Origin of the sequence: Rhizobium sp. BT03 (genome assembly GCF_030053155.1) — a bacterium.
GTDB lineage: Bacteria > Pseudomonadota > Alphaproteobacteria > Rhizobiales > Rhizobiaceae > Rhizobium.
In genome coordinates this window covers 39,722-65,783 of sequence record NZ_CP125646.1, presented here as the reverse complement: position 1 = coordinate 65,783, position 26,062 = coordinate 39,722, and the positions used below count along the sequence as shown (strand labels likewise).

Here is a 26,062-nt window from a genome sequence, read left to right as displayed (position 1 = left end):
CGAGCCAGCCTTTCGTCATGTCCACGGGCAAGTTTCCTGTGGCTCGCAATGATGACCTGAAAAAGGACGATGCGACGCCATGCGCGGCCCGTCCCGGTTGTCGGTTCTGCCGGGGGCGGCAGCAAATCGCAACGGCTTTGCCGTCCTCTACTGACGTTTCGGCCTTCGGTGCGTTCGCTGCCCGAATACCCCGGCTCATGAACCTCCGTGACGGGCCGCGATGGTCGCCGCCCAGATGATGGAGTCCAGAAAAATGTCGAATAGGAAAAACGAACCTCGCACCGACATCTATGCGCGGATCACCGAACGGATCGTCGCCGACCTCGAGAAGGGCGTTCGCCCCTGGGTGCAGCCCTGGAGTGCCGGCCACGCCTTCGGGCGGGTCACTCGGCCCTTACGCCACAACGGTGCGCCCTATTCGGGCATCAATGTGCTGCTTCTCTGGTCGGAGGGCATCGCGCGGGGATTTTCGTCGCCTACCTGGATGACGTTGAGGCAGGCCAACGAATTTGGCGCGCAAATCCGCAAGGGTGAAACTGGCGCCACCGTTGTCTACGCCAGCCGCTTCACGAAGACTGAGAAGGACGCCAGAGGCGACGACGTCGAGCGCGACATACCCTTCCTCAAAACCTACTCGGTATTCAACTGCGACCAGGTGGAGGGTTTGCCGGATCAGTTTTATCAGCGCCCCGATCCGGTCGCCGAGCCACTCGAACGCATCGAGCACGCCGACCGCTTCTTCGACAACACCGGCGCTGTTCTGCGCTATGGCGGCGACAAGGCCTACTACGCTCCGGTTACCGACCACATCCAGCTGCCGCGGCCGGAATCTTTCAAGGATATGGCTTCATTCGTTGCCACCCGGGCGCATGAAACGCTGCATTGGACTGCAGCTCCCGGTCGGCTGAACCGGGATTTGAGCCGCTATCACAAAGACCGTGGCGACAGGGCCTTCGAAGAAATGCTGGTGGAGATCGGGAGTTCGTTCCTCTGCGCAGACCTCGGCGTTGTTCCCGAACTGGAGCCGCGGCCCGATCACGCCAGTTACATCAAGTCCTGGGTGACTGTGCTTCAGGACGACCGAAAGGCGATCTTTGCGGCCGCGGCGCATGCGCAACGGGCCGTGAGCTTTCTGCATGGCTTGCAGCCCGATGCCGCCGGCGAGCGGCTCGCTGCGTGAAGACTTGGTCAGCGCCGGTCGTTGGCCTCGCCAGCGGCCGGCAGCTCTTGGCCGTCGGTCGCGGTGGGCGCGTCACGATCAGCCATGAGGTCCAGTTTGCCCCAGATCGAGGTTTTCCGGTCGATCGGCTTGAGCTTCCGGGACGGCTTGATTTCGACGATAAACGGCTTTGGCTGCTGACGCATAGATCCTCCAGGCGACGAATCGCAAGGCGCGACGATAACGCGGAGAGCGGGCAATGCAACGCCCCGCGCTCGGTGGTTCCGCCAGGCTTGGGCTTGGCGTGTGGACAGGACAGTGGACCGATCGTTGTGGCGTTCGGATGGGCATTCGAGGATCGGCTGCCGTTGCCATATCCCTTCGACCACTGCACCAGGCCACGTCCTTCGCGGGCTCGATGAGGCATGTCAGATCGAAGACCGGCTTCGCCTCGATCGTCTTCCCGCAACGGCCCTCCAAAACTTTCTTCCCCTGAGCGCTGCGCGCTCATTCCTCGCGGAACAACAAAGCTTCTCCTGGCCGCCCTCCATTTTATTTCGGCCTTACAGGTGCGGTCCGATCGTCCCCGATCCCTGCGACAGCCATCGAGGCCGCGATGGGCGCGGCCCGAAACAGCAAAGGAATACGACAATGGCAACCATCGGCACCTTCACCACCACCGAAAACGGCTTCAACGGCTCGATCCGCACGCTCGCTCTCAACGTCAAGGCTCGCATCGCCCGCGTCGAAACCCCCTCCGACAAGGGTCCGCACTTCCGCATCTACGCAGGGGCCGTGGAGCTGGGCGCCGCCTGGCAGAAGCGCTCCGAGCAGACCGACCGCGACTACCTCTCGGTCAAGCTTGACGACCCGAGCTTTCCCGCCCCGATCTACGCAACACTGACTGAGGTCGAGGGCGAGGACGGCTACCAGCTGATCTGGTCCCGCCCCAACCGGGACTGAGACTGGGACAAGGCCCCGCCGCCAAGGCGGGGCCCAAACCGGCGATAGAGACAAGCCGGCGGCAGGCATCGAGCCTGCCGCCGGCTTTTTCGGTGCGATACGGAACCGGAATATGTCTTCTCTAATCGGCGTGGCGAGGTCAAGCGCCTACGAGTTTCAGCCTGTGCGGTTTGTGATGTCGTTCGCGGCCCGCGCTTCTCTCCGGGATAAGCTTTGAAGCTCTCCCACCATGGGATCAGAAGAATGATGTGGTTCCATCTGCTCAACATCCTGAGGATGCAGTATCCTCGGAGTAAGACAATTCCCGAACTCACATCACCCATCGTCCGCGAAGGACGTCTTCCGCCGCCAGGCGGAACTTTAAATCTCGACGAACTTCGGTTTATGCGGCTGCATCCGAAGCGACTCGCGTCCAGCGGAATTCCGATCCGTCACTCCATATCCGATGTAAAATCACCGCGATTCTTCGTGCCAGAGCAACAATGGCCCTCTTGGCGCCGCGTCGTTTCGCAATATTCATGGCCCAGGCCTTCAGCCATGACCATTTTGCGACCCTTGTCAGGAGCGTCTGTGCAGCTTCGAAGAGCAGAGTTCGCATCATTCCATCTCCGCACAGCGAGATGCGGCCTATCCGGCAACTTTCTCCCGATTGATTGAGGACTGGCGTCAATCCCAGCGCTGCCCCGACTGAGCGAGAATTGCGAAAACGGGCTGGGATATCGATCGTTGCAGCATATGCCAATGATACGATTGGGCCAACGCCAGGGACTGTCATCAGACGTCGGCAGACAGGATCAGTTTTTGCCGCTTCCCGCACCTTGCGATCCAGCTTCACGAACTCTTCGCGTAGCTTTGCCCTGGCGACAAGCAGTGGTTCGAGAATTGCCATCAGCTCCGGCAGACCATCGAGAAGCTCACGAATGCGTTCATCGTATTTTGGCGTTCCGACAACACCTACCTTGAGGCCAAAGTTGCGGAGCAGCCCGCGAATGTCGTTTTCCATGGCTATTGCTTTTTCCTGTAGAAGTTTGCGCGCGGTAAGCAGTGCGCGGTGCTTCTGGCTTGTCAGGGTTTTGACATGGACAGGCCGGAACAGGTTGACGCGCATCATCTGGGCAATGCCACGAGCGTCGTTGCGATCGCTTTTGTTCGGCTGCGCCTTCAGGAAAGCCTTGGTGTGCCTGGTTTCGATGCAGATCACAGGAAGGTCGACCTTGGCCAAGCCCTCGAACAGCCATTGAGATAGCGGACCCGCTTCGAGACCGATCCGCTCAATACGCCACTGCGGATCGGATAGAAGTGTGATGAGATCTTCCGGGTGACTGACCACCTTACGTTCCCGGCAGACTTTCCCATTCTCATCGACAATACAAACGGAAGTCTCCTTTACGGAAACATCGAGACCGGCATAATGCTTCATGCTGCGCTTCCTTTCTGATGCTTGTGGCTGATTGCTCAGACCACGTTCTACCATCAACTCGAAGCGCAGCACCTCCTCACCGTCAAAGATGGGCACCAAGCCGATTATCCCATCTGCTCAGATCGGGCTAGTGTGCCGGGAGGAAATGCCGGCGTCAGAGGACGCGCGGTTCCCCCAATTTTGCCTCCGCTTCGTACCTCCGCTCCAACAAAATCGGCACCCCCACGCGCCGGCTCCGCCGGTCGCTGCCGCGCTCCTTGACCCCGTCACCTCCTCCCGCCCCGCCGTCTCGTCTTTCACGAACTCAAGGAGATGAGACGATGACAATGGAACAACACATCGTAGAACTGCGGATGGAATTGAAGAACGCCTGTGATATCGCAGAGCGCCGCCAGATCGAGGCCGAGCTTGAATACGCTCAGGCTGAACTGGCAATCATCGTCGCCGAACAGGACGGGCGACTCGACGCAGAGCCGCCCTTCTGAGGGCTACCCCTGCAAAACATATCTCAATTTTTTACACCGGCCGGCGCCGATGAGGACGCGCTATCTCGCAGGCACCTTGCCCTTCATGCTTGATCCTTTTCGAGACTGCGCGATGAGCGCGACGGCAACTTCGCGCCAGGCGGTTACTGCTGGTTCGCGGAACTGTCTGCTCTTCAACGTTGCAATGGTCAGGGAAGCAAGTGTCGCTTTTATCTCAGGATTTTTGTCACAGCGGCTCGCCATTAATTGGGGGCGGCGTCTTGAGGCGCAATCTTCGTCGTCTCCTTATAGATCTCGACGGCGAACAGCGTCGTGTAGCGGACCACGTCGGGATCGCTGTCGAAGAGGCGGTCACAGAGCGCCTGATATTCTTCCATGTCGCCAAAATGCCCGATTAGCACCGCGTCCAGATCGCCAGTGACACCGAACGCCTGGGTAATCGCGAGCTCCTCTGAAATGCGCGACGCGAAGGACGACCGCACATCCTTGGTGTGGTTGCGCTTGGTGACAGTAATGACAGCCCGAATGCTGCGCCCGAGCTTGGCGGGGTCCGCGAGATAGACGCAGGCTTTCAGGACGCCCGTTCGCCGCAACTCCGCGACCCGCCGCAGGCAAGTTGAAGGGGTTGAGCCAACCGCCTCTGCCAGCTCCGCCTTGGTGAGCGCACCGTCTGCCTGAAGCACGGCCACGATGCGGAGGTCCAGTTCATCCAAATGCCGCGCCTCCTGTGGTCTAAAACACCATTAATTCGGATATTTTGGCCACCTTATCCGCGATTTTTGCCGTATCAAAGTAGAAAATCGGTGTGGTGATGATGAACAATGCAACGAGCGGCCTGATCTGGGCTTTTTCCTTTGTGATCTTGGAAGCAGTCCAAGCCGTCTTTTTTGGTGGCGTATTTCAGGCCTATGACTCGTTCCTGATCGGTGGGGCGGTCTTCGGATTCACAGCAGCCGGAACGCTGATCTGGGCAAAAATGCGGACCCCGGATCAACTGAAAACTGCATGGGCCAACAGAGCCAGTGTGTTCGGTTTGAACCTCTCGACGGCCCTTGTCTGGCTCGCATATTTCTTCGCGCTTCAAATGATCGAACCGGCTGTGGTCTTCACCGTGTTTTCAGGGCTGATACCTATTAGTGTCCTTGTTGCGTCGGCTTGCCGAGTACCGGAAGCGTCACCGCTGCGCAACCGGCTCGAAGGCGTCGGCCTGATCGCTGTAATGATCGGCGTCGGTTATCTGGCGGCGATCACGCTCCTTGGACAATCAGGCTTCGTGAGAGGCGGCTGGACTGCCGCCATGGCCGGACTGCTGCTGACCTGTGTGTCTGCCATCAGTCTCACGGCAATGATGATCTACAGCCAGAGGCTCGACGGCCTCGGCATCGCACCGGCTGCGCAATACGGGCTGCGGTTTCCGCTTTACGTAATGATGGCGCTCCCGGCCGCGTGGCTCGGCCTTGATGGAAAAGGTCCGGTCGATCCTAGCGGGCTGCTCGCTGTTATCGTGGTCGGATTCGCGATCATGGCGTTCCCGGTCTTTGCGATGCAAAAGGCGATATCGCTAATGTCCACCCTGTCGCTGGCTGCGATCACGGCGCTTGGTCCACTGTTCGTTTTTCTGTTTCAGATCGTTGAGGGTCGCGTAGCTTACGCGCCGGCAACAATGACGGGTCTGATGATTTATTTCGTAGGGGCCGTTCTGGTGGCCTATGGCGGAGCCCGACACTCGGAGGTAAAGTCGACGTTCGCAAGCGGAGGCAGCCGTCGCAGAACTGCTGATTTTTTTGACGGCCAATGACCTCTCGGGCCGGCGGAGCTCCTGGGCCCTTATTATCCTGCCTGGCGATTCTATGGGAGGAGACCCAGAACACCGGTTACACCGATGAAGCGTTATCGCCCGCTTCGGCGGGCCAATTTCATGTTGGCAGCCAAGTGCGCGGACGATAGCCGCGCTTTCGTTTCTGGCGCAGCAGATCGAGAAACAGCTGAACCGCTTCCTCCTCCCGGCCGAACCGATGGATCTTCATCTGCCCCCTTGCACCGATACGGCCCCATTTACGCGAAAGGCAGACATCGCCGAACAGGTTCGCCTCGATCGCCATGACGTAGTAGCGCGCCATGTTTTTCGATGCGTCGGTGCGTTCGACATAGAGCTGATACTGCTGCGCGATCATGCTGGCACGATCGGAGATTTGCGCCCAATCGTCCAACGAGACTTATGAATCGATCCTGCGGGATCGATTCAAATTAGTGATACGCCGCTCTCGTGACTATCGGGCCGCCGGTGCGGTATCTGCCGTGACCTGCCGCGGCCCCGCGGACGCGGGTTACGTGTTCATCGCATCCTTGAGCGCCTTGGCAGGCTGGAACGTCAGCTTCTTCGCAGCTGCCACCTTGATCATTGCGCCTGTAGCCGGATTGCGCGCATCGCGCTCGGGCGTTGCCTTCACCTTGAACTTCCCGAACGAAGGGATCGACGTCTCGGCGCCGGATGTGGCGGCGGTCGTGATTGCGGCGAACACGGCCTCGACGATCGTTTTGCTTTGCGCCTTCGTCAGGCCATGGTCAGCTGCGATTTTGTCTGCGATTTCATTGGTGGTGGTCATATCATTGTGCCCCTCTTCGTGTGACGGCAGACACTCCCACCTGTTAGCGTTGATGTCACCGCTCCGTCGCTACGCAATCCTCACAATCGCCCCTATTTCCACAGCTAGCTGCCCGGCGAACGTCCTCTCCGGCTGCCGTCAACGATCCGAAATTGCTTCGGACGCGTCCAGCTAGAGTCTCGCTCTGAGGCAACTGGAATTTGCCGCGCCAAGAATGTATGGCGAATCCAGGACATCAGAGGGTTCACTATGGACGATACCATTCAAATCGGAAGCCGCGGCGACTTCGGTCTCTGGGCAATCGAAGTCGCCAAACAGATTGTCGGCGAGCAGGGCTTCGAGCTTGCTCAGGCCGCGCGCGACGGCACGGAGGATGATGTGCAGGCCGCCGGCAATGCTCTGGGGCAGGCGATCACCAACGCGCTGCTCGAAGTCTTCGATGGGCTGCTGGATGAGGCGCCCACTGACGCGACTTGACGAACCTCACTGCTTCTGCGCGGTATCGCGGAAGAACGCGTTCGGCTTCACACATGCCTTCATGTCCTCACGCCTAAACCAGATCGCGCGGCCACAGCGGAGCGGCGGGTTACCCGCGGTGAACACGATCTGCTCATCGCCGCGCATGCGCATGACCTCGTAGGGCAGGATCAGGGGCCGGCGGCTCAGCTGCTTCGATCGCGAGCGCGACGAACCGGACGATTGGGAGGTGCGGCTCATCTGATCCACCTCGATCGTCGTCTCGCCGCAGCGTCTCGACAGATAGTCAGCCGTCTCCGGATCGTTGATCGCCGCAAAGGATATCCACGACGCGGACTCGAACCATTTCGAGCTAGCGTCACGGCCACCATAGGCTTCGCGTATCTGGCCGATCGACTGGAAGATCAGCGTCAGGCTGATGCCGTATTTGCGGCCGGCGTCGCGCGCGGTTTCGAGAATGCGGAGATAGCCAAGTCGGGCGACTTCATCGAGCAGGAAGAGCGTTCGTCCTGACACCTCGCCATTGCGATTGTAGAGCGCATTGAGGAACGATCCGATGACGACGCGAGCGAGGCCCGGATGCGCTTCCAACACCTTTAGGTCAAGCGCGATGAAGATGTCGGTCTCGCCGTTTGCGAGCTCGTCGGTAGAGAAGCTGTTGCCCGAGACCAGCGCCGCATAGTTCGGATAGGATAACCAGTGCGTTTCCTTCACAGCATTGGCGTAGACGCCTGAAAACGTCTCGGGTGTCATATTGACGAACACCGCGACGTTCTCCTTGACGAACAAGGATTCCGAGCCTTCGTAGATGCGTGTCAGCCGCTCGCGCAGCTTCGGCTCTGGCTCCGAGAGATTGGCGCGGACGCGCCGCAGTGTCTGCTCCTTCTGGTCGGTATTGCCGGAGAGGCAAACGTCGGCGATCAGGGCGGTAAGCAACTGCATGGCGGAGGCCCGGAAGAAGTCGTCGCGCGCCGATGGCGCCCGCGCATTGTCGGTCATGATCCAGGTGGCAACCGCAACGATATCCTCTTCCTTCGTGCTGCCGAAACGACCGATCCAGTCAAGCGCGTTGAAGCCGATCGCCGGCGTCTCCGGATCAAGCACGATCACCTTGCGACCGGCCTTGCGGCGATGATCGATGACCATCGGCGCAACTTCACTGGACGGATCGAGCACTACCAGACTGCCACCCCATTTGAGGGAGGTCGGCACGGTCACCGATGTCGTCTTGAAGCCGCCGGAGCCGGCAAAGACGATGCCGTGCGACGAGCCGAACGAGCCGTCGAAGCAGAGCAATGGTGACTTGCCACCGGTGCCCCAGCTCTCGACGCTGTCAGCGCGAAACGACCTTGCTCCTGCGCTGTCGCGATCGACGCGATAACGCTCTCCGATGACGACACCGCCGCTTTCCGGAAAGAGTTTTGCCGCTTCCGTCATGCTCATCCAGTCGGCGTCGCCATGGACGGCGCGTTTTCCCCGAACCCGCCGTGGCTCGGCTCTCGCAAATGCCCCATTGCCACTGACCGCAACGCGCAGCGCGAAGATGCCGGAGAGCATCGCAGCGGCCGCGCCGATCGCGGTCGATGGATCGACATAGGAGAGGACGGATTGGCCAACTGGCACGCTTGCGCCGATGCCAAGGAGCCGCATCGTTTCGCGCAAGACGGCGACCAGCACAACGGCCAGACTCCCGATCACGACGCTCCAGCCCGCAGCCTTTATGTGCGCAGCACCATTCGCCGCGAACAAAAAAATCAACCCGGCGCCGGCCGCGATCGCATAGGGAAGCGCCAGACCGACGCGACCGAGCATGAGCTTCGCCTGCGCTGTCTTGCCGAAGCCTGCGAGCCACTGCTCGATCCCGGGAACAGGGATGGTTGCTCCGATCATGATCGTCGCAGGCAGCAGGGCCAGCAACAGTCTATTCAGCGACATGGCCGAACGCCTCCGTCCCGATCGCCGTCAATCGCGCCCGCTCGCTGTCATCGCCCCGAATGCGTCCGGCCGCATCAATCAGCAGCCCGAGCAACAGCGCTCGTTTCTCGTAGCGCAACCCGGCCTTGACGATCAGGCCACCGAGCTCGATCTTCTCACGGGTGTCCTTCTTCCGGGCATCGTTCGCAATTGTCCGCCCCATCCGCTCAAGCCTCGCCAGCGCTGCTCTGAGCCGCGCCAGTCTCGTCCTTCGCGGCCGATGCGCTACTGGACCTGCCATCACCGGCATTTTTCTTCCCGGTCGCCGCTCCGGTGCCTCCGCGAAACCGGTGCGCAACCTGCTCGAACGCCGCCTGTAGCTCGGTCTCGTCGATCTCGATTTCGCCCAGGCCCGCCCTCAGTGCGACACGACCGATCCGTTCAGCCTCGCGTGTCTCGGCGGCTTTGAGCTGTTCCTGCAGTCGGGCGATTTCTTCCCTGATCTTCGATGATGGCTTCTTCATTCCGTTTGCAACTCCTCGGTCTCTGGTGGTGCGTCAGCAGCGACAGACTCCCCTGAAAGGGCCGTCAGGCCAAGGTGCAGATCTGCATGTCGGCAAAGCCGACGCTTTGCGGCATGATCCCGCCGCTCGATGAGAGCGGATCCAAGGGCGCAATTATACGTCGCTGTCGCGACGTCTCGTTTTGCCACCCTGGCGGGGCCGCTTCTTACGAGAGAACGAGGTCTGAACCGGGAGTTTCTCGCACCGTGGCCATTGCCCATTTCTCCGTCAGCATCGTCAGCCGCGGCGAAGGCCGCAGCTCCGTGCTGTCGGCGGCCTATCGGCACTGCGCGAAAATGGACTACGAGCGCGAGGCGCGCACGATCGACTACACCCGAAAGCAGGGCCTGCTGCACGAGGAGTTTGCGCTGCCGGCCGATGCGCCGGACTGGGCGCGGACGTTGATTGCCGATCGCGCGGTTTCGGGCGCATCGGAAGCCTTCTGGAACCGTGTCGAGGCCTTCGAGAAACGCACCGATGCGCAGCTCGCCAAGGACCTGACGATTGCACTGCCGGTCGAACTGACCGCCGAGCAGAACATCGCGCTGGTGCGCGACTTTGTCGACAAACACGTGCAGTCGAAGGGCATGGTTGCCGATTGGGTCTACCATGACAATCCCGGCAATCCGCATATCCATCTGATGACGACATTGCGGCCGCTGGCCGAGGACGGTTTCGGGGCCAAGAAGGTCGCGGTGACGGGCGAGGACGGCCAGCCGCTGAAGACCAAAGCGGGCAAAATCGTCTACGAACTATGGGCCGGAGGTGCTGCCGAGTTCAATGCGCTCCGCGATGGCTGGTTCGAGCGCCAGAATCATCATCTGGCGCTAAACGGAATTTCGCTGCGGGTCGATGGTCGCTCCTACGAGAAGCAGGGTATCGAGCTCGAACCGACCATCCACCTCGGCGTTGGCGCCAAGGCGATCGAGCGTAAGGCCGAGAGCCAAGGCGTCCGGCCAGAGCTCGAACGGTTCAAACTGAACGAGGCGCGCCGCACTGAGAACACCCGCCGCATCCTTCGCGATCCGACGGCCGCGCTCGACCTGATCACGCGGGAGAAAAGCGTTTTCAACAACCAAGACATCGCCAAGGTGCTGCATCGCTATGTCGACGATCCCAGCCTCTTCCAGCAGTTGATGGCGCGCATTCTCCAACAGTCCGAGGTGCTGCGCCTGCAGCGCGACACGATCGATTTTGCCACCGGCGAACGCGTCCCGGCGCGCTATACGACGCGGGCGATGATCGCGCTCGAAGCGGAGATGGCCAATCGCGCTATTTGGCTCACGCGGCAAACCTCGCACAGCGTTCCGAGGCAAGTGCTGGAGGCGACATTCGCCCGCCACGCGCGTCTCTCGGATGAGCAGAAGACCGCAATCGAGCATGTCGCAGCTCCGGTGCGGATCGCTGCGATCGTCGGCCGCGCTGGCGCCGGCAAGACCACGATGATGAAGGCGGCGCGGGAAGCATGGGAAGCAGCTGGCTATCGCGTCGTTGGTGGCGCGCTCGCGGGCAAGGCGGCCGAGGGACTGGAGATGGAAGCCGGCATTCAAAGCCGTACGCTCTCCTCCTGGGAACTGCGCTGGCAACGCGGTCGGCACGGCCTTGATGCCAGGACGATCTTCGTCATGGACGAGGCCGGCATGGTCGCCTCAAAGCAGATGGCCGGTTTTGTCGAGGCCGTGGTCAGGGCGGGTGCCAAATTGGTTCTCGTCGGTGACCCCGATCAGTTGCAGCCGATCGAGGCCGGTGCGGCCTTCCGGGCGATTGCCGATCGCATCGGTTATGCCGAACTCGAGACGATCTACCGCCAGCGTGAAGACTGGATGCGGGCTGCCTCCCTTGATCTGGCGCGCGGTAACGTCGCTGCTGCACTCGTTGCCTTTGGCACCCATGACCGGCTGCACGGATCGACGCTGAAGGCTGACGCGGTCGAACAGCTGATCGCCGACTGGAACCGCGATTACGATCCTGCGAAGACCACGCTGATGCTCGCGCATCTGCGCCGCGACGTGCGCATGCTTAACGACATGGCCAGGGCCACGTTGGTCGAGCGCGGGATCGTCGGCGATGGGCACGCCTTCCGAACGGCCGACGGCATGCGCCAATTCGATGCCGGCGATCAGATCGTCTTCCTCAAGAACGACACTACCCTCGGCGTCAAGAACGGCATGATCGGCAAGGTCATGCAGGCAGCACCAAACCGCGTCATCGTTTCGGTCGGCGAAGGACGAGACCAGCGTCACGTCGCCGTCGAACAGCGCGCCTACAACAACCTCGATCACGGCTATGCGACGACCATCCACAAGAGCCAGGGCGCCACCGTAGATCGCGTTAAGGTGCTGGCGTCGCTGTCGCTCGATCGTCACCTGACGTATGTCGCCATGACACGCCATCGCGAGGATTTGCAGGTCTATTACGGTGAGCGCTCCTTCGGCCTCAATGGCGGGCTGGAAAAGGTCCTGTCTCGCCGCAATGCCAAGGAAACGACGCTCGATTACCGAAATAGTGCGCTCTACCGCCAGGCGCTTTCTTTTGCGGAAAACCGCGGCTTGCACATCGTCCAGGTCGCGCGCACGCTTGTGCACGACCGGCTCGACTGGACGCTGCGGCAGAAAGAGAAGCTCGCCGATCTCACCAGGCGGATGCGCGCCATCGGCGAGCGTCTCGGGCTCTTCCAATCCTCCATCCCGAAACAGAAGAAGGAGCTTGCGCCCATGGTGGCCGGCGTCAAACAGCACGCATTTTCGGTCGGCGAAACGATCGACCAGAATCTTGGCGATGATCCGGAGCTGAAGGCCCAGTGGGAGGAGGTGTCGACTCGCTTCCGCTACGTGTTTGCCGATCCTGAGACGGCATTCCGGGCGATGAACTTCGAAGCCGTTCTGGCCGACGGTCATGCCGCCAAACAGGCCCTGCAGAAACTGGTTGACGAGCCGGCATCGATCGGCGCGTTGAACGGCAAGACCGGCCTATTGGCGAGCAAGGCAGATCGCGAAGCGCGCCGCGTCGCCGAGATCAACGTGCCGGCGCTGAAGCGCGACATCGAGCAATATCTGACGATGCGCGAGACCGCCCGGGCGCGGATCGAGGGCGAGGAGAAGACCCTGCGTCAACGCGTGTCGATCGACATTCCGGCACTGTCGCCGGAAGCGCGCACTGTGCTGGAGCGCGTCCGCGACGCGATCGACCGCAACGATCTTCCCGCGGCCCTTGGCTATGCGATCAGCAACCGCGAAGCCAAGCTTGAAATCGACGGCTTCAACAAGGCCGTCTCCGAACGCTTCGGTGAGCGGACACTGCTGACGAATGCCGCGCGCAACCCCGATGGACCGCTATTTGACAAGATGGCCTCCGGCCTTCAGCCAGCCGAAAAGGAAAGCCTGAAAGAGGCCTGGCCGGTGATGCGCACGGCGCAGCAACTGGCCGCCCACGAGCGCACCACGGCGACGCTCAAACAGGCCGAGGATTTGCGCCTCACTCAACGCCAGACCCCGACCCTGAAACAATGACGCGGCGGCGGGCAATCATGGTTCTCGGCGCATCGGCGACGGTTGTCGCGCTTCTGTCGGCCGCAGCTTGGCTTGGCGGTTTTCGGCTGAACCTGACGCCGAGCGAGCCGCTCGGCCTGTGGCGCATCGAGAGTCCCAGCCGGGCGATTGCGGCCGGCGATCTGGTCTTCGTCTGCCCGCCGGAGGCACCGCTATTCGAGGAGGCGCGCCGGCGTTCTTATCTCGCCCGCGGCCTCTGCTCGGGTGGCGTCGCGCCGCTGATCAAATCCGTGGCGGCGCTGCCTGGACAGCATGTTGAAATCGGCAAGGAGGTCCGGATCGACGGCAGGCTGCTGCCGTCCTCGTGCCTGCGCCGGACCGACGGCGTCGGTCGACCGCTCACAGCCTTTGCCGGGGGCATCGTGCCGCCGGGTACGCTCTATCTGCACTCCCGTTTTGCGAGCTCCTATGATTCCCGATATTTTGGCCCGATCCCCGAAACCGGATTGCTCGGGCTTGCCCGCCCGGTCCTCACCGTCGATCCGTGAGCGCTCACGCGCCGCACTTCTGATTGCGCTGGCGATCATCATCGGTGCAGTTGGCTGGAGCGGCTTCGTGCTAGCTTTGCCGGTCGCGATGCTTTTTCCCATGCCCTGGGCGTCGTCTCCGTCGCGTTTGGTCGCGGCCCTAGTCTCGGCGGGGTACTTCCTTGCCGCCTCACGCGGTCTGCCGCAAGGTGTGGCGAACTTCTATGCCGCCGATCTCTGGCCTGGGCTTTTGCTCTGGCTCGCTGCCTCGGCCTCCTTTGTCCTCGTGAATGCGGTGGCCTGGACATGTCCGTCGGGCAGGGGGCGACCGGGAAAGGGACGGCCGGGGAAAAGGCGACCGGAAGAGGCGCGTGAGGGCAGGGTCGATTCAGATCGAGCCCGCGCGGTGCGGTATCTGGCGGCAACGGTGGTCATGGCGCTGCCGCCCTTCGGTATCACTGGCTGGGCGCAGCCGATCACCGCGGCGGGCGTGCTGTTTCCAGGATGGGGATGGTGGGGCTTGCTTGCGACTGCTGCCGGACTGGCGATGATGACATCGCTCTACTGGCCGGCAGCCGCCGTCGCCTTGATGAGCGTCTGGGTCTGGTCCGCCGCAAGCTGGACAGCACCGAGCCTAGCTGAGGGGTGGAAGGGCGTCGATCTGGATCTGGGTCAAAGCCTTGGGCGTGATACATCTTTGGATCGCCAGCGAGTCCTGATTGCCACAGTGCTCCGAAACGCCGGCGACGATGACCGCTTCATCGTCCTTGCCGAAAGCGCGCTCGGCTTCTGGACACCGACCGTGGAGCGTCTGTGGAGGGAGGCTTTACGCGACCGCAACCTCACCGTCATCGCCGGTGCGGCCGTCCTCGACGGCGATGGATACGACAATGTGCTGGTGGCGATCTCATCGCAAGCGGCGGAGATCCTCTATCGTGAGCGGATGCCGGTTCCGGGTTCCATGTGGCAACCCTGGAAAGCCTGGACGGGCGAGGGCGGCGGCGCCAGGGCGCATATCGTTGCCAACCCCGTCGTCGAGCTCGGTGGCATGAGGCTCGCGCCGCTGATCTGCTACGAACAGCTCATTGTCTGGCCCGTCCTGCAGTCGATGCTGAGTTCGCCCGACATCATCGTCGCGGCCGGCAATGGGTGGTGGACATCAGGCACCTCAATCGTCGCCATCCAAGAGGCGAGCACCACCGCCTGGGCCAGACTGTTCGGCCTGCCGCTCGTCACCGCATTCAACATCTGAGACATGGAGAAGATACGATGGTCGATGCGGCACTGATCAAGCAATGCGCCGATCCCGGGTTGAAGCCCGCGATCATCGAGATGTTCATCGCCAAGGCCGGCTCGGATGACCCGCTGGCGGTCACGGTACGCTCAGGCAGCCGAGTCGTCCTGGTGCCCAAACCCGCAACGCCGGAAGCGGCGATGGACCTGGTCCGCCAGAATATCGGCCGCAATGTCGTGCGCGTCGGCATCACCCAATATCCTGCTGGGCTTGGCGTGCTCGAGGCAGGCGCGCTGACACCCGATCTCGTCGATGCCTGCGCCAATCTCCGCATGGGCACCGCGCTCTTCGCCAGGGTCTACCGGATCGTCTTGAGGTGGTACGGCAATCCGACCGGGAAAGACGGTGTGAGCCAGGTGTTCGAGGACGCGATCATCGCCTGGCAGACGGGATATTTTGAGGGGGAGGCGGTGTTCCGCACGCCGGATCCCGGCAAGGCCGAAGTCGGCGCTCCCGAAGAAAAAGAACCGGTGAACAATGATGCGGGGAGGGCGGAAGAGCCGGGTGAGGATGACAAGAGCGCTCCGGCCGAAGATGCCGCCCTCGACGATGATCCGAACAAGGCCGGCATCCGCATCGACCTGTCCGGCATCGGTGCGAAATGAGTCTGCGAGAGTGCCAAATTTGCACCATGCCAACGGCAATTATCCGCCTGTTTGCACTGGCGAAAATTGATTTCGCCCTCTATAAGGGCGGGTAGGGCAGTACGCGCTGTCCGGGGGTGTGGAAACTCCTGCTAGCGGTTGATGTCGGCCGATGCGACATCAAATCCTCTGACCGTTTGGCCGGGGGCCTGTGACGCATGTCAAGGTACTCCGGTGCTAAAGGTCGCAGGACTGTCTAGCACAGTTTCCAACCCCCGGCTTGGGATCAGGGATTAACGTTTGCGGGGGCGCACCGCAGACAAGCCGGGAGATTGAAATGGGACTGGAAGCGGTTGCATTGCAAGCGAAACCTGAAATTCGCCCTGTACGGGCTCACGAACGGACTTCCCCAACCTCAGTTGGAGCTTCTGACCGTGGAGGCCATCCGAACCCACCGCATCCTGGTGAAAAAGGCTGATCAACACTTCCAGGCACTGCCCGAAGAAGACCAGATTCCAGAGATGATCGGCAGTGAGCAGCATCTCGACTACATCAGGGCCTGCATTGACATGCACGCCCTGATGTACGCAACGAACACGCTGATCAACATTCTCGGCTATATTCCCAAGGTGCCGGCGAACTGATCCTCAGATCAGTTTCCCTGCGGATCGCCTGCGCGGTCAGGTGCGCGATCGTGTGCACCTCGAACCGCTTCCGCAGGGTTTCGATCTTGGAGTGCACGCTGTTGTATTTGACGCCTTCGAGATCGGCCATCTCTTCCATCGTCTTGCCATCGGCAATCCAGCCGAGAAACGTAGCCCCCTCGGGGTCGACATTTTTTGTATCCGTGCCGCTGGGCCTTGAATCGGCGAACTGGATGCGGGTGTGGAGTTGTCCGACCGCGCCCGCGGCTGCCACCGGATCGATTTCGCGATCGATATCGATCGCTTGCTTGTCCGAGGCAAGCGTGAACAGTGCCTACCCGCCGTGCGCTATTCTGACCGGAACCGTGACGCCTGATCGTATGCCGAAGTCTGCGGCGAGCGAGAAAAATGACCGCTCTTCCTCCGAAAGCCTCCGTACGTCCGAAGCGCTGCTCCAGACGAAGGCCCGCTTCAGCGTTTGCGCGCGCTTGATGACCGGATCAAGCTTGTTGAACCTCCGCCTGAAATATTCGGCTTGCCATTCCGGATGATAGTTCGAGTGGGCATGGCAATGGCCCGACTGCATATTGAGATAGGCATAGCCGCCAAAACCCATGCGCCCGGCGAAGCTTTGTAGGGCCTCCTTCAGCATGTGTTGATCGCCGCGAAGGGCAGCGAGATCAGTTAGCCTCTCGATCCAATTCTGCATCATGCGTCTCCGTCATTTGCGGTGCCCATTTTGTCCGGCGGGTGTTTTACCCAGGCGATCAATGGGGCAACTGTTTCCGCTTCCGGTATCCCGCGACCACAGGCGGCCGGTCGGACAGTGTGCTGTCTCAAAAGCAGGAGAAAAAAAGAAGAAGGCGATTGCGCTAGTAGCCTTGGCGTTCACGTTCCTGGGCTCCTTAATTTAGTGTTCTGCGAGACCATGAGATGGATCAGCGTGAACAGCCGTCGGGCCGTCTCCTGATCGATCTCGACCTTTGACATGAGGCGCTCTCTGAGCAGGGCGGACGCTTCGTTGTGAATGGCGCGGCGTCCCATGTCGATGGCTTCAAGCCGACCGGGCGGCAGCCGCGTTGCGCCATTGGCAAAGCTCTCGCAGACGATCCGGTAGTCCCCGAACAGCCGGCGGAATGACGTCAGCGAGAGGTGATGGCACAGGACGGGCGCGCCGTTCTCTGTGGTGACGGTGAGCACCAGTCGCCTGACCACCAGTTCGAGGTGTAGCCGGTAGGGGCCGCCGCAATGTTCGACCGGCGCAAAGCGATTGTTGTGGAGGACGTCGGAAATGGCGACAGCATGTTCGTGTTTCTTTGCTGCATCCGTGCGGCGGTTGAAGGGCCGCTCCAGAGAAATCGCTGAAAGCCGAAACCGCGATGGCGTGGAGCTCATGCAGCTCATCGCGCAAGGCCTCCCCGAATAGTGTCGACTACGCGATCGCGTTTTTTTTGCAGTGTCGAAAGACGTGGCTGCCGCCGGAACGAGGCCGACAACAGCCACTTTGCCCTGGGAGGCTGGGCAAAAGGAAAATCTTTTCGAAAACCTCGTTCCCCGAACTCGATGCGGAAACCGGGGACGGTTCTCATCGCTGCGCACTCTCTTCCGACCGCCATCGTGGCCGCGGAGATCGTCTTGTCGCGGCCCCGTGAGTGTCACCGGCGAGCAGGCGGGGGCAAGGACACGATTGCAAATCGAAGAAAAAGCGGCCGCCGCCGGGACCTGTTCGACGGCAGCCAAGTGACCTGCGTGGCCGGGGAAATTGGCGCTCGCAGGTCGGGAATTTCCTTCGATCGATGCTGACCCAAGACAATCGTCGAGGTTTCAGCAAACCCGCCGCTTAAGCGCACAGGGTGCAGATACTGGCAATGTCTGATGTTCTGCCGCATCTCAGCACCTCAGGGACGCGAGACGCGGGTTATAGGCTGGCTGCGGGCGCGGGCCGGGGTTGTCCCTCGTTCAATCGCCAGCACGGTCTCAGGTGCGCCAACACCATCATGAAAGGCGGCAAGCCGCTCGCTGAGCTCTTTATCGCTTGGCGATAGCCGATGGTTCAGGCGAAGATAGTCCGTCCAGGTCGGCGTCCGGAACGTCTCCGTCCACAGAGTGGGGACCAGGAGGTTGCGATTGAGCGTCCAGTTTCGTGCCCCCGCCCGGCTCTGGATGCGCCGCCGCTCGCGCATGCACTCGAGAAAAGCCTCAAGATCCTGCTCGCCAATGGCGTATTCGACTTTGACGACGATAGGTCCGCTTCTCGGCGTCAGGTCGAGTGCGAGCGACGGCGGTATGAACTCCGACGCTTCTTTCTCGGATTCTTCCCACAGCTCGATCGGCAGCACGAATGCTGCGGCGGCCACGAGCAGCAGAACCACGGCGGCGCCCTCGAAGGCGATGGTCAGGGAGTAGCTTTGCGCGACAGCGCCCCAGATCCAGCTCCCGGCAGCCATGCCACCATAGGAGAGGGCGTAGTAGATCGAAAGTGTCCGGCCGACGACCCACCTTGGGCTCGACAGCTGAATCGCAACGTCAACGCCAGTCCAAGTCAGCAGCCAGCCGGCGCCGCCGATGGCCAGCGCAAGCGCCGTAATGGGGATCAATGTCGTCAGCGGGAGCAGAAAGCAGCATGCCGCGCAGGCGACCGAGGCAAGTGCGATCAACCGATCCTGAGGCACGACCCGTCTCAGATAGCTGCTGCTCAAACCGGCGGAAAAGGCACCGACGCCGAAAGCGGCTAGCAGCGCTCCATAGACGATCGGCCCGCCCGCCAGATGATCCCGGACTATCAACGGCAGCAGCGCGAGGATGGAAATGCTTGCCACGCCGAACAACGCCCCGCGCGCGATTGCCGCCTTGATTTCCGAGGACATCGCGGTGAAGCGCAGTCCATCCTGAATGGCCGTAACCACGCGCTCGCGCGGCAGCGAAGATGAGGGCACGTGCCATTTCGAGCGGGCGATCGCGGTAAGCGGCACCAGGTCACTCAGCGCCGCCAGGACGAAAGCGGCCAGCGGTCCGAAGAAGGCCAGGATCGCGCCGCCAATGGCCGGACCGGTGCTTCGAACGATATTGTAGCCGACCGACATCAGGGTGACCGCGGCCGGGATGTCGCGCTTCTCCAGAATGTCGCCGACCGAGGCGTGCCAGGCCGGATCGTTCAAGGCAAAGCCGCATCCGGCGAGAAATACCAATCCCAGGATCAGCCATGGACTGAGGAGGCCCAGCGCAACAGAGATCGCCAGTGTCAGGGAGGCCAAAGCGATCAGAAAGTGACCGGCGAGCATAACTCCGCGGCGGCTAAAGCTGTCGGCAATGGCGCCGGCCAAAATGGACAGGAAGAAGGCGGGCAGCGTCGACGAAGCCTGAACCAGCGCGACCATCAGATCGGAAGCCGAAATCGTCGCCATCAGCCAGCTGATCGCCGTGGTTTGCATGAGCCATCCGAGGCTGGAGATCTGCGTTGCTGTCCAGATCGCACGAAATGCCGGGTTCCGGAGCGGAGCCAGGGTGGGCGAAACGGCCGAATGTGGATCTTCACACTGCATAACTATGCTATCCTGATAACTGACGCGTTCTCCCGAGTAGACGCTCCAACGTGCAAGTGACGTCTTGTCGGGAGAGCTCATATGGCCTCATAGGCATCGGCGATCTGCCGGATGGCTAGGCGGCAGTTCACCGAGTTCCGGTTGCTGCTCGATCAGTTCGCCGGTGCGCCCCCACGTGCTGCGAATGACGTCTTCCAGTCCGGAACGAACAGGATCGATTCCAGCGGCGCCTTCGAGGAACTCGTCCCGGATATCGGCGGAGAATTCCTTGCCGGTCATGCCTTCTAGCGCCGCGGCAATCGTTTGGTTGCGCCGCTCCATTAGGCCGAAAGGAATATGCGTCAGATTCTTTACCCACTCGAAGTAGCTGACGACAACGCCGCCGGCATTGACGTAGAGATCCGGAAGGACGGTGACGCCGCGGGCGCGCAAGACCTTGTCGGCCTCGAAGGTCACCGGACCGTTCGCGGCTTCGACGACGAGGTTTGCTTTGATGCGCTCGGCATTGCCTGCATGGATAGCGTTTTCCATCGCCGCAGGAATGAGGACGTCGCAAGGCTGCTCGATGCCGATCATATCGCCGGGAAACGAGGTTTGGCGCGGCGGAACTCGCAGATCGCGCGAAACGTCCGGTTCCTACGAGGAGCCAGGGTAGTCGAAGCGGCTGAATGCGGACCTTTAGGCTGCATTTCTTGTGTCTTTCTCAAGCTCCTAAGTATTGCTGCGACGCAGCAGAATATATCTGTTACCGGAAGACGAATTTCCGTTGTGCAGGCCACCGGTGCAGGTGGCCTGCATTGAGAACTTTAGGTATCTCAGCTGGGACCTCAGCCTAAGTTCATGAACGTACCGCCATAGCCGGCTGCGCAGGAATGTCTGCAACAGGAGCACGCACATGACATGCCACGACACGCCCGTCTGCCATCGGCACCAAAGGTGGCACGTTGATCCCGCAGCGCTCGATCGCGAGGGGACAGCGCGGGTGAAATGCGCACCCGCGCGGCGGATTGACTGGGCTTGGGACCTCGCCTTCCAAAACCTCCCCTGACCGAACCTGCGTAGGGTCGGGCACCGGAGCAGCCGCGATCAACGCTTCGGAGTAGGGATGAACCGGTTTGGTGAACAGCGCCTCGCAGGTTGCCAGTTCCACAATCCGTCCCAGATACATGACCGCCACACGATGGCCGATATGCTCCACGACGCCAAGGTCGTGCGAGATGAAGACGAAAGCTATCCCCAACTCCTCCTGAAGGTTCATGAGAAGGTTCAGGATCTGGGCCTGCACGGAAACGTCGAGAGCCGAAACTGCTTCGTCGGCGATGATGATCGCCGGCTTGAGCGATAGCGCGCGCGCAATCCCAAGCCTTTGGCGCTGACCGCCCGATAATTCGGACGGAAGCCTATGCATGATCTCAGGCGCCAGACCTACCTTTTGCAGTAACTCAGCAGCCAGTGCATCGCGCTTCTTCCGGTCCAGACGCTCAAAGTTCTCAACCGGTTCCGTGATGATTTGTCCGGCCGTGAGCCGTGGGTTCAGCGACGAATAGGGGTCCTGAAATACCATCTGCATCCGACGACGCCAATACCGAACCTCGTCTTTGTTGAGGCTCGCAATGTCGGTTCCATCGAGCAGCACGCGGCCATCCGTCGGGTCTATGAGCCGCATCAGCAGCCTTGCGATTGTCGACTTGCCGCAACCGGATTCGCCGACAATGCAGAGGGTCTCGCCTGCCTCAACAGAAAAGGAGACATCCTCGACCGCTCGCACAACCAGTGGATCTCTATTGAAGATGCCTCCACCGAGCGGATAGTGCTTGACCAGTTTTTCGACTTTCAATAGGGGACCGCTCATGCGCTCACTACCTCCTCGACATGCCAGCAGGCTGCTGCGTGATCTGCGCCGTAGTCTTCAAGTACAGGCGCCTTCCCTCGACAAACATCAGTGGCGAACGGACAACGCGCCGCAAAGCTGCACCCGGCAATCGGCTCGCGCAGGCTCGGCACGATTCCGGGGATCTCCGGCAGGCGGCGCTCTTTCCCGCGTCGCCTGTCGGGGACCGAGCGCATGAGAGCCTTGGTGTATGGATGCATTGGCCTGGCGAAGAGATCCGTCACCGTTGCATGCTCGACGATGCGGCCGGCATACATCACGATCACGCGCTGGCAGGTCTCGGCGACGACGCCGAGATCATGGGTGATGAACATTACCGCGGTTCCCGTGCGCTCCTTCAGCTCGACGATCAGCCGCAGGATCTGCGCCTGAATTGTGACATCAAGCGCCGTCGTCGGTTCGTCAGCGATCAGGAGTTCGGGTGAGCAAGCGAGCGCCATGGCGATCATGGCGCGCTGGCGCATGCCGCCGGACATCTCATGGGGGTAGTTGTTCACGCGGCGCTCGGGGTCCGCAATGCGGACAAGGCGCAGCATCTCTGCAGCCTTTGACAACGCCTCCGAACGGGAGGCACCGGTATGAATTTCCACCGCTTCTGCAATCTGACGGCCGACCGTGTAAACAGGATTGAGGCTCGTCATCGGATCTTGGAAGATCATCGCGATCTTGTCGCCGCGGATCTTTCGCATTTCCCGCTCGGACAGATCCAGGAGGCTCTGGCCATGGAAGCGAACCTCGCCGCCCACCGTCCTGGCGGACAGCTTCGGCAGCAGGCGCAGAATGGACAGAGCCGTCACGCTCTTGCCGCAGCCGGATTCGCCAACAACGCCGAGCGTTTCGCCTTTCTTCACCTGAAAGCTTACGCCGCCCAAGGCGCGGGTGACGCTCTCTTCACCGAAGAAGTGGGTCTCGAGATCTCGAACATCCAGAAGCACGTCCTTCTCGATTGTACGATGCGCCCATGAGTCTTGCACCAGCATCTCAGCGCCTCCGTTTCGCGCGCGGATCGAACATGTCGCGCAGGCCATCGCCGAGGAGATTTACGGCAAGGACCGTGATCGCGAGACAGATCCCAGGGGCGAAGATGGTCAGTGGGGCAATCGCGAGATAAAGTCGAGAACTTGAAATCATGTTGCCCCAGCTGGGGATTTCGGGAGGCACGCCGACGCCCAGGAAGCTCAGCCCGGCTTCGGTCAAAATAGCGCTGGCGCATACCGTGGCGCTTTGCACCATAAGCGAGGGAATTGTGCTCGGGAGAATATGTCGCCACAGCACCTTGGGTAATCGCGCGCCTCCACAGAGAGCGGCCTCAACATATGGACGCTCGCGAACGCTGAGGACCACTGAGCGAACCAGGCGCGCGACGGCTGGCGTCTCGGGGATCGCTATAGCAACAATGAGAATTCCGAGGCCAGGACCGGTAAGAGAGATGAGGGCAATGGCCAGCAAGATCGTCGGGATCGACATCAGGCCGTCCATAACGCGCATCATGATGTTATCGAACGGGCGGTTGTATCCGGCGACTATGCCAATCAGAAGACCACACAAAGCCGCGCATCCAGCCGCCGTCAGTCCGACCACAAGAGAAATACGAGCGCCGAAAATCGTTCGGGCAAACACGTCGCGGCCAAGATTGTCGCTGCCAAACCACAATTCTGCTGAAGGCGGTTGAAGCCGCTTAAAGGGATCCATTTCCACTGGATTGCCCGCGTAAAGCGGCGCTGCCAACGCCAGAACAATCAGGAGCAGCAGGAGGCCACCCCCAATGAAGACCAGGGGATGCCGTCTTGCGAGACGGGCCAGACTATTGAGCCTTGATGGAGTGGCCGTCACAGTCTCAAGCTTGGGAGAAGACAACGTCATATCAGTACCGGATCCGGGGGTCGATAAGGGTGTAGGCAAGGTCGACCGCGAGATTGATGACGACGTACAATCCTGAAGTCAGGATCAGGACGCTCTGGATGATTGGATAGTCGCGATTGTTGATCGCGTCGACCACGAGCCGACCGACGCCGGGTATATTGAACACCGTTTCGGTGAGGACGACCCCACCAATAAGATAGGCGAAGCTCAAACCGATGACTGTCAGGATCGGAACGCCTGCATTCTTTAGGGCGTGGTGAAAAAGCATGGCATAGGACGAAGCGCCTTTGGCGGCCGCCGTCCGCATGTAGTCTTCCGACAGGACCTCAAGCATGCTTGCTCGGGTCACTCGGGCAATGAACGCAATATATGCAAGCCCCAACGCCAGTGTCGGAAGAATGAGGTGCGAAAACCAAGGCCACAGGCCGCTGTCGATCGGCGCGTAACCTTGCACTGGGAGCCAGTTTGTTCGAATTGCGAACACGTAAATGAGAACGTAACCAAACACGAAGACCGGAACCGAGTACCCGATCGCTGAGAAAGCGGTAAGGAAGCGATCGATGAAACCGTTAGGTCGCCATGCGGCAAGCATGCCCAACGAGATCCCGAGCACAACTGAAAGGATCATAGTCAGCATCGACAGCGAGAGCGTCGGCTCCAACCGCATCGAAAGAAGCTCGATAGCGGGGCGCCCCGAGAAGATTGAGGTCCCGAAATCGCCGCTAAGGATACTGGTTGCCCACTGTACAAACTGGATCGGCAGCGGCTCGTTAAAGCCGAGGCGATCGCGGATACCAGCGATCATTTCGTCTGTGGCCATGGGCCCAGCAAGGATCGCTGCCGGATCCCCCGACGCCAGCCTAAGAAGAAGGAAGATGAACGCCCCGACCATCGCCATGACGGCGATGGCCGAAACCATCCTTCGAAGGATGTAGTAGACCATGGCTTCAAGCCTTCTCCATGTTCCACAACGCAACGACGACCTTAGGTACTCCGACCATACCTGTTAGCGCCTTGCTTCGCGCAATGGGCTGCACAAAGTTGCCAAGCATAACGGCGCCGACGAAGTCCCACCAACGGCTTTGCATCTGGCGCGCGAGCGACATGCGCTCATCGAACCCTCCGGCATCGGGCCATTGGCTTCGAAGACTTTCATATTTGTCGTCTTGCGGCCAGCCGTACCATGCTTTGTTACCATTCGCCTGAAAAAAAGGAGTGCCAATGGGATCACCGAGAGCGACGCCGGACCAGGATGATACCAAGATGCTCCAGCCGCCGTCCGCAACCGAACTCTTGTCAGATCGGCGCTTTACGACCCCACCCCAATCACTTGGCGCTAGCTCGGCATTGACGCCAATCTTCTGCAGTTGGTTTGCAAGCAATTGCGCCGCATGGTCGACTACTGCATCGTCCGTAGGATCAAGGATGACCACCTTTTCCCCAGAGTATCCGGATTCCTTGAAAAGTTGTTTAGCTTTCTCCGGGTCGCCCCCCTTCTTGAACCAACCTGTATTTTCGTCATTCGTGTATCGTGTTATTCCGAATAGAGAAATCACGGGGCGGGTGTATCTTGCGTCGCCAATGGCAGCTTGCAAGATTGCTTCCTGATCGACGAGGTGAAGCATCGCCCGGCGAGCCTTAACGTTGTCGAATGGTTTCTGCAGGCAGTTCATCCGTAGGAACAGGTTGTTGCCAGCCCTGTTCAATACCTCCAGTCCAAGACCCGGATCGCTCTCAATAATTGGCAAGAGATCGTACGGCGGGCTTGCCATGAAATCTATCTCTCCGGCCTGCAATGCCGCCAGAGCAGTCTGCTGATCCTTGATATTCTGGAGAATGACCCTGTCGACCATCACTACCTTGCCGCCGGCGAAGCCATCAGGAGCCTCCTCGCGAGGCACGTATTTTTCATTGCGGTCGTAAACGAAAGAAACGCCAGGACTGGCAAGGTCATGGTTAAACTTGAACGGTCCAGAACCAATATTGGCGGTTACCTGTTCAGTCGCGGGAAGTTTTGCATCCTGTTCGCGCATAATTGCGAGAAAGAGGCCGCCTGGTGCAGCCAGTATATCGATAAGAACTCCCAGAGGCTCCTTAAGCACAATGACAAAGCTCTTGTCATCCTTTGGAGATATCTGCGTGGCGCGTTCCATCAATAGCTTTCCACCGGAATCCGCTTGTCCCCAACGTCGAATCGAGGCAACGCAGTCCGCTGCAGTAACAGGGCTACCATCGTGAAACTGCAGACCATCTCGAAGTTCGAATGTATAAGCCTTCTTGTCGTCCGAAACCTCCCACTTATTAACCATCTGAGGCTGCGGCACGAGATTAGAGTCGACTCCGAACAAGGTGTCGTAAATCGCTATCGCGTGCGTGTAGGTATCACCAGACGTCGTCAAGATAGGGTCGAAAATGGCGGCAAGGCCAATCGCCATCCGAACCGTCCCATCAGCTTGCGCCGTCTGCGCCCGCAGGACCGACGGGAGCGATAAAGCCGCTCCGGCGGTAACGCTTAACTTAATGAGGTCGCGTCTAGAAATCATCATGCTTTACTCCCATTTTTTGGTTCCCTTTTGCCCCCAGTCGATGCTGAGATTTTGTCGGTCGTCCGGTTCGACGTCCGCGCTGTGCGTCTATTTCTT

The 26,062-nt window shown here is 60.5% G+C and carries 25 protein-coding genes and 2 pseudogenes; 10 read left to right on the top strand and 17 right to left on the bottom strand.

The window, feature by feature from the left end; genetic code table 11:
- Nucleotides 1-253 precede the first annotated feature (253 nt).
- Nucleotides 254-1,180: an ArdC family protein gene (locus QMO80_RS32725; RefSeq protein ID WP_283201847.1), complete on the top strand. Its 927-nt coding sequence runs from the start codon at nucleotides 254-256 to the stop codon at nucleotides 1,178-1,180.
- An 8-nt stretch (nucleotides 1,181-1,188) separates the two neighbouring features.
- Here QMO80_RS32725 and QMO80_RS32720 read toward each other — a convergent pair whose 3' ends face one another.
- Entirely contained in the window at nucleotides 1,189-1,365 is a 177-nt protein-coding gene (locus QMO80_RS32720) for a hypothetical protein (RefSeq protein ID WP_283201791.1), read from the bottom strand.
- Between the two features lie 445 nt (nucleotides 1,366-1,810).
- Between QMO80_RS32720 and QMO80_RS32715 the strand changes: the two genes are divergently transcribed.
- On the top strand, nucleotides 1,811-2,122 hold the full coding sequence (locus tag QMO80_RS32715) for a DUF736 domain-containing protein (RefSeq protein WP_283201845.1): 312 nt from the start codon (nucleotides 1,811-1,813) through the stop codon (nucleotides 2,120-2,122).
- 382 nt (nucleotides 2,123-2,504) lie between these two features.
- On the opposite strand, the gene QMO80_RS32710 is transcribed toward QMO80_RS32715, so the two are convergent.
- Nucleotides 2,505-3,542, bottom strand: coding sequence for an IS110 family transposase (locus QMO80_RS32710; protein ID WP_283201846.1), 1,038 nt, complete (start codon nucleotides 3,540-3,542; stop codon nucleotides 2,505-2,507).
- Between the two features lie 326 nt (nucleotides 3,543-3,868).
- Between QMO80_RS32710 and QMO80_RS32705 the strand changes: the two genes are divergently transcribed.
- Nucleotides 3,869-4,027 (top strand): hypothetical protein, encoded by a 159-nt coding sequence (locus tag QMO80_RS32705; protein ID WP_283201851.1) that lies wholly within the window; start codon nucleotides 3,869-3,871, stop codon nucleotides 4,025-4,027.
- A 242-nt stretch (nucleotides 4,028-4,269) separates the two neighbouring features.
- On the opposite strand, the gene QMO80_RS32700 is transcribed toward QMO80_RS32705, so the two are convergent.
- Complete coding sequence (locus QMO80_RS32700) at nucleotides 4,270-4,740, bottom strand: Lrp/AsnC family transcriptional regulator (RefSeq protein WP_283201844.1); 471 nt, start codon at nucleotides 4,738-4,740, stop codon at nucleotides 4,270-4,272.
- A gap of 92 nt (nucleotides 4,741-4,832) precedes the next feature.
- On the opposite strand from QMO80_RS32700, the gene QMO80_RS32695 reads away from it, so the two are divergent.
- Nucleotides 4,833-5,825: a DMT family transporter gene (locus QMO80_RS32695; protein ID WP_283201843.1), complete on the top strand. Its 993-nt coding sequence runs from the start codon at nucleotides 4,833-4,835 to the stop codon at nucleotides 5,823-5,825.
- A 118-nt stretch (nucleotides 5,826-5,943) separates the two neighbouring features.
- On the opposite strand, the gene QMO80_RS32690 is transcribed toward QMO80_RS32695, so the two are convergent.
- Both QMO80_RS32690 and QMO80_RS32685 read right to left on the bottom strand, forming a co-directional pair.
- Entirely contained in the window at nucleotides 5,944-6,201 is a 258-nt protein-coding gene (locus tag QMO80_RS32690) for a WGR domain-containing protein (protein ID WP_283201842.1), read from the bottom strand.
- Between the two features lie 153 nt (nucleotides 6,202-6,354).
- Nucleotides 6,355-6,633: an HU family DNA-binding protein gene (locus QMO80_RS32685; protein ID WP_283201841.1), complete on the bottom strand. Its 279-nt coding sequence runs from the start codon at nucleotides 6,631-6,633 to the stop codon at nucleotides 6,355-6,357.
- A 249-nt stretch (nucleotides 6,634-6,882) separates the two neighbouring features.
- Here QMO80_RS32685 and QMO80_RS32680 point away from each other — a divergent pair, with 249 nt between their 5' ends.
- Complete coding sequence (locus QMO80_RS32680) at nucleotides 6,883-7,110, top strand: hypothetical protein (protein WP_127758574.1); 228 nt, start codon at nucleotides 6,883-6,885, stop codon at nucleotides 7,108-7,110.
- Nucleotides 7,111-7,116: 6 nt separating this feature from the next.
- On the opposite strand, the gene traG is transcribed toward QMO80_RS32680, so the two are convergent.
- Genes traG through traC form a run of 3 tightly spaced genes read right to left on the bottom strand, consistent with a single transcriptional unit; the run spans nucleotide 7,117 to nucleotide 9,548 of the window.
- Entirely contained in the window at nucleotides 7,117-9,045 is a 1,929-nt protein-coding gene (gene traG / locus QMO80_RS32675; RefSeq protein WP_127758573.1) for a Ti-type conjugative transfer system protein TraG, read from the bottom strand.
- Nucleotides 9,032-9,247 (bottom strand): type IV conjugative transfer system coupling protein TraD, encoded by a 216-nt coding sequence (gene traD, locus QMO80_RS32670; RefSeq protein WP_127758572.1) that lies wholly within the window; start codon nucleotides 9,245-9,247, stop codon nucleotides 9,032-9,034. The genes traG and traD overlap by 14 nt, the downstream gene beginning before the upstream one ends.
- 4 nt (nucleotides 9,248-9,251) lie before the next feature.
- On the bottom strand, nucleotides 9,252-9,548 hold the full coding sequence (gene traC / locus QMO80_RS32665) for a conjugal transfer protein TraC (protein ID WP_127758571.1): 297 nt from the start codon (nucleotides 9,546-9,548) through the stop codon (nucleotides 9,252-9,254).
- A 245-nt stretch (nucleotides 9,549-9,793) separates the two neighbouring features.
- Between traC and traA the strand changes: the two genes are divergently transcribed.
- The 5 genes from traA to QMO80_RS32640 all read left to right on the top strand — a co-directional run bounded on the left by traA (nucleotide 9,794) and on the right by QMO80_RS32640 (nucleotide 16,124).
- Nucleotides 9,794-13,096 (top strand): Ti-type conjugative transfer relaxase TraA, encoded by a 3,303-nt coding sequence (traA, locus tag QMO80_RS32660; RefSeq protein WP_283201840.1) that lies wholly within the window; start codon nucleotides 9,794-9,796, stop codon nucleotides 13,094-13,096.
- Nucleotides 13,093-13,623 carry a conjugative transfer signal peptidase TraF gene (traF, locus tag QMO80_RS32655; protein ID WP_283201839.1) on the top strand — a complete coding sequence of 177 codons (531 nt, stop codon included), beginning with the start codon at nucleotides 13,093-13,095 and terminating at the stop codon, nucleotides 13,621-13,623. Before traA ends, traF begins: the two co-directional genes overlap by 4 nt.
- Nucleotides 13,592-14,854: a conjugal transfer protein TraB gene (locus tag QMO80_RS32650; protein ID WP_283201838.1), complete on the top strand. Its 1,263-nt coding sequence runs from the start codon at nucleotides 13,592-13,594 to the stop codon at nucleotides 14,852-14,854. The genes traF and QMO80_RS32650 overlap by 32 nt, the downstream gene beginning before the upstream one ends.
- 17 nt (nucleotides 14,855-14,871) lie before the next feature.
- Nucleotides 14,872-15,501, top strand: coding sequence for a TraH family protein (locus QMO80_RS32645; RefSeq protein ID WP_283201837.1), 630 nt, complete (start codon nucleotides 14,872-14,874; stop codon nucleotides 15,499-15,501).
- Between the two features lie 311 nt (nucleotides 15,502-15,812).
- On the top strand, nucleotides 15,813-16,124 hold the full coding sequence (locus QMO80_RS32640) for a transcriptional repressor TraM (protein WP_369685960.1): 312 nt from the start codon (nucleotides 15,813-15,815) through the stop codon (nucleotides 16,122-16,124).
- Here QMO80_RS32640 and traR read toward each other — a convergent pair.
- The 9 genes and pseudogenes from traR to QMO80_RS32595 form a co-directional block, all read right to left on the bottom strand.
- Nucleotides 16,084-16,833 (bottom strand): annotated as a pseudogene (gene traR / locus QMO80_RS32635) (transcriptional regulator TraR). The gene QMO80_RS32640 and the pseudogene traR sit on opposite strands and share 41 nt — an antisense overlap.
- A 179-nt stretch (nucleotides 16,834-17,012) precedes the next feature.
- Nucleotides 17,013-17,519, bottom strand: a complete 507-nt coding sequence (locus QMO80_RS32630) for a UPF0262 family protein (RefSeq protein ID WP_164865580.1) — start codon at nucleotides 17,517-17,519, stop codon at nucleotides 17,013-17,015.
- 503 nt (nucleotides 17,520-18,022) lie between these two features.
- Nucleotides 18,023-19,666: an MFS transporter gene (locus tag QMO80_RS32625; protein ID WP_127758516.1), complete on the bottom strand. Its 1,644-nt coding sequence runs from the start codon at nucleotides 19,664-19,666 to the stop codon at nucleotides 18,023-18,025.
- A gap of 77 nt (nucleotides 19,667-19,743) precedes the next feature.
- A pseudogene (locus QMO80_RS32620) lies at nucleotides 19,744-20,257 on the bottom strand (glutamate dehydrogenase); the annotation flags it as partial.
- A gap of 247 nt (nucleotides 20,258-20,504) precedes the next feature.
- Nucleotides 20,505-21,518 (bottom strand): ABC transporter ATP-binding protein, encoded by a 1,014-nt coding sequence (locus QMO80_RS32615; protein ID WP_127758517.1) that lies wholly within the window; start codon nucleotides 21,516-21,518, stop codon nucleotides 20,505-20,507.
- Nucleotides 21,515-22,537, bottom strand: coding sequence for an ABC transporter ATP-binding protein (locus tag QMO80_RS32610; protein ID WP_127758518.1), 1,023 nt, complete (start codon nucleotides 22,535-22,537; stop codon nucleotides 21,515-21,517). The genes QMO80_RS32615 and QMO80_RS32610 overlap by 4 nt, the downstream gene beginning before the upstream one ends.
- 1 nt (nucleotide 22,538) lies before the next feature.
- Nucleotides 22,539-23,420, bottom strand: coding sequence for an ABC transporter permease (locus tag QMO80_RS32605; RefSeq protein ID WP_127758519.1), 882 nt, complete (start codon nucleotides 23,418-23,420; stop codon nucleotides 22,539-22,541).
- A gap of 1 nt (nucleotide 23,421) precedes the next feature.
- Nucleotides 23,422-24,363, bottom strand: coding sequence for an ABC transporter permease (locus QMO80_RS32600; RefSeq protein WP_127758520.1), 942 nt, complete (start codon nucleotides 24,361-24,363; stop codon nucleotides 23,422-23,424).
- Between the two features lie 4 nt (nucleotides 24,364-24,367).
- Nucleotides 24,368-25,966 (bottom strand): ABC transporter substrate-binding protein, encoded by a 1,599-nt coding sequence (locus QMO80_RS32595; protein WP_283201836.1) that lies wholly within the window; start codon nucleotides 25,964-25,966, stop codon nucleotides 24,368-24,370.
- Nucleotides 25,967-26,062: the final 96 nt, after the last annotated feature.

Excerpts from the sequence above, each read along its gene's own strand:
- QMO80_RS32610 (WP_127758518.1), bottom strand. The coding sequence starts at position 22,537 with ATGCTGGTGCAAGACTCATGGGCGCATCGTACAATCGAGAAGGACGTG.
- QMO80_RS32715 (WP_283201845.1), top strand. The coding sequence starts at position 1,811 with ATGGCAACCATCGGCACCTTCACCACCACCGAAAACGGCTTCAACGGC.
- traD (WP_127758572.1), bottom strand. The coding sequence starts at position 9,247 with ATGGGGCGGACAATTGCGAACGATGCCCGGAAGAAGGACACCCGTGAG.
- QMO80_RS32645 (WP_283201837.1), top strand. The coding sequence starts at position 14,872 with ATGGTCGATGCGGCACTGATCAAGCAATGCGCCGATCCCGGGTTGAAG.
- QMO80_RS32705 (WP_283201851.1), top strand. The coding sequence starts at position 3,869 with ATGGAACAACACATCGTAGAACTGCGGATGGAATTGAAGAACGCCTGT.
- QMO80_RS32680 (WP_127758574.1), top strand. The coding sequence starts at position 6,883 with ATGGACGATACCATTCAAATCGGAAGCCGCGGCGACTTCGGTCTCTGG.
- QMO80_RS32685 (WP_283201841.1), bottom strand. The coding sequence starts at position 6,633 with ATGACCACCACCAATGAAATCGCAGACAAAATCGCAGCTGACCATGGC.
- QMO80_RS32720 (WP_283201791.1), bottom strand. The coding sequence starts at position 1,365 with ATGCGTCAGCAGCCAAAGCCGTTTATCGTCGAAATCAAGCCGTCCCGG.
- QMO80_RS32710 (WP_283201846.1), bottom strand. The coding sequence starts at position 3,542 with ATGAAGCATTATGCCGGTCTCGATGTTTCCGTAAAGGAGACTTCCGTT.
- traC (WP_127758571.1), bottom strand. The coding sequence starts at position 9,548 with ATGAAGAAGCCATCATCGAAGATCAGGGAAGAAATCGCCCGACTGCAG.
- QMO80_RS32690 (WP_283201842.1), bottom strand. The coding sequence starts at position 6,201 with ATGATCGCGCAGCAGTATCAGCTCTATGTCGAACGCACCGACGCATCG.
- QMO80_RS32615 (WP_127758517.1), bottom strand. The coding sequence starts at position 21,518 with ATGAGCGGTCCCCTATTGAAAGTCGAAAAACTGGTCAAGCACTATCCG.
- traG (WP_127758573.1), bottom strand. The coding sequence starts at position 9,045 with ATGTCGCTGAATAGACTGTTGCTGGCCCTGCTGCCTGCGACGATCATG.
- QMO80_RS32625 (WP_127758516.1), bottom strand. The coding sequence starts at position 19,666 with ATGCAGTGTGAAGATCCACATTCGGCCGTTTCGCCCACCCTGGCTCCG.
- traF (WP_283201839.1), top strand. The coding sequence starts at position 13,093 with ATGACGCGGCGGCGGGCAATCATGGTTCTCGGCGCATCGGCGACGGTT.
- QMO80_RS32630 (WP_164865580.1), bottom strand. The coding sequence starts at position 17,519 with ATGAGCTCCACGCCATCGCGGTTTCGGCTTTCAGCGATTTCTCTGGAG.
- QMO80_RS32600 (WP_127758520.1), bottom strand. The coding sequence starts at position 24,363 with ATGGTCTACTACATCCTTCGAAGGATGGTTTCGGCCATCGCCGTCATG.
- QMO80_RS32595 (WP_283201836.1), bottom strand. The coding sequence starts at position 25,966 with ATGATGATTTCTAGACGCGACCTCATTAAGTTAAGCGTTACCGCCGGA.
- QMO80_RS32605 (WP_127758519.1), bottom strand. The coding sequence starts at position 23,420 with ATGACGTTGTCTTCTCCCAAGCTTGAGACTGTGACGGCCACTCCATCA.
- QMO80_RS32725 (WP_283201847.1), top strand. The coding sequence starts at position 254 with ATGTCGAATAGGAAAAACGAACCTCGCACCGACATCTATGCGCGGATC.